The following is a 1,947-nucleotide window of genomic DNA, read 5'->3' as shown; positions in this document are numbered from 1 at the left end:
TGGCAGGGGTGTCGTTTCTCGGTGGCGCTCGGGCTGAGAACACTCACCTTGCAAACCGGCGATGCCTATCGTGAGCTGCTGAAACTCGGCGATGATGAGTTGGCCGTGCTCGTTGGCTCGCAAGCCATCCAGCGTTTGCACGAGGTACAAAATACGTCACACCAGCCCACCGGCGGCAGTGAATCCACCGAAGATTTTCTCGAGCAACTGTTTATCAGCTATGAAGGGCAAATTTACGATGGCCGGTTGAAACACTGGCTGAATAGTCAGCCTAAGCTGGAGAAACTGGTCAGTGCGCCGGTGTTAGTGAGCACGATTGATCATCTGATGCCCGCCACTGAAAGCCTGCGCGGCGGGCGTCAAATCGCGCCCATGTTGCGTTTGCTCAGCGCTGACTTAGTCCTTGATGAGCCCGATGATTTTGGTCTCGAAGACCTACCGGCGCTGTGTCGCTTGGTTAATTGGGCAGGCTGTTTAGGGTCTCGGGTGTTGCTTTCATCGGCGACCTTGCCGCCTTCGTTAGTAAAAAGCTTGTTTGATGCCTATCGTGCGGGCAGGGCGCAGTTTAATCATGCCCAGTTTGGTGACAGCGCGACGACAAACAGCACGTCTGTTATTTGCGGCTGGTTTGATGAATTTACCAGCGAGATCCAAACGATAACGAACAAAACCGAATACGTGGCTTACCACCGCGAATTTGTCGCCAAACGTGTAAAGCGATTAGAGGGCGCCCAACAGGTGCTACGCAAAGGGAAGACGGTAGACACGTCATCGATTACCTCCCTGGCTGCTCCTCCAACATCCAGCGAACCTAACCTCGATTTTGGGCCGCTAGCGCAACTTATCCATACCCATATTCATCAGTTGCACCATGCGCATCATCAAACCCATGCATCCGGCAAAACGGTGTCGGTAGGCGTGGTGCGCATGGCTAATATTAACCCAATGGTCGCGCTGACTCGCACGCTGGTACAAATCTCACCGGAACCGGATCATGCGATCTTTATTTGTCCTTACCACTCCCAGTTTCCGCTGGCGTTGCGTTCTTATCGAGAAAGCCGTCTTGATGTGGCGTTAAATCGCCATGATGAAGGGGCGATTTTCGAACAGCCGGAGATTCGTCATGCTATTGAACACTGTGATGCCAAACATCTGATGTTTGTGGTGGTGGGCACGGCGGTGGTGGAAGTAGGACGTGATCACGATTACGACTGGGCCATTGCCGAGCCGAGTTCAATGCGTGCCTTAATTCAGTTGGCGGGGCGGGTACAACGTCACCGTCAGCAAACGCCAACAACCGCCAATATTCATGTGCTCGATCAGAATGTTCGTGCGCTTAAAGGCCAGCATCCCGCTTATTGTAAGCCCGGCTTTGAAAGCGCAGCTGTACCGCTCGAAAAAGGTTACAAGGTCACGCTTGATGAAGAGCTGACTGCAATTTCCGCTACGCCGCGTATTCAGGAAATCCCCAAGCTGGAAAAATCTGCCTTTATATTTGCTTCGTCGGCAAAAAAAGCGGCTAAACCGGTGACCCACTGGGGCGTACAAGAGCACCGTGCGTTGCGCTTTACGTTGGAGCTCACGGGCGGGGAAAAGTATCAACCTGATTTCTTCCGAACCGGTAAGGAAGCCGAGCTATGGTGGAACGAAACACTTTTCAGTCAAGTCGCTGGGCTACGTTTTCCCGGTAAACATGCTAGCTGGAGCGGCGAGCTGATCCGGCGCACTCCGTTTCGTCACAGTCAGCGCCAAGAAAGCCTTGTGCTGGCTTATAACGACGATGACACGCTGGCTTGGCAGCAGTTAGATACCTCACGTTACCCCTACCAATACGACGATCACTCATATCGCTTTAAATCCGTCGAGATATCGCTAGCAGCCGGTTGCCATTGGTGGTTCGATGTTAACCCAGAGACTATCTATCAGCACTTTGCTGATCAATTGGGA

General features: G+C 52.8%; 1 protein-coding gene. It reads left to right on the top strand.

Going from position 1 to position 1,947, the window contains the following annotated elements; genetic code table 11:
* A partial coding sequence (gene cas3f, locus BZG79_RS14955; protein WP_077774803.1) for a type I-F CRISPR-associated helicase Cas3f occupies window positions 1-1,947 on the top strand: 1,947 nt, incomplete at both ends.

Origin of the sequence: Salinivibrio sp. MA427 (genome assembly GCF_001996115.1) — a bacterium.
Lineage (GTDB): Bacteria > Pseudomonadota > Gammaproteobacteria > Enterobacterales > Vibrionaceae > Salinivibrio > Salinivibrio costicola.
The sequence above is the reverse complement of the archived record's forward strand: the minus strand, read 5'-3'. Positions and strand labels throughout refer to the sequence as shown.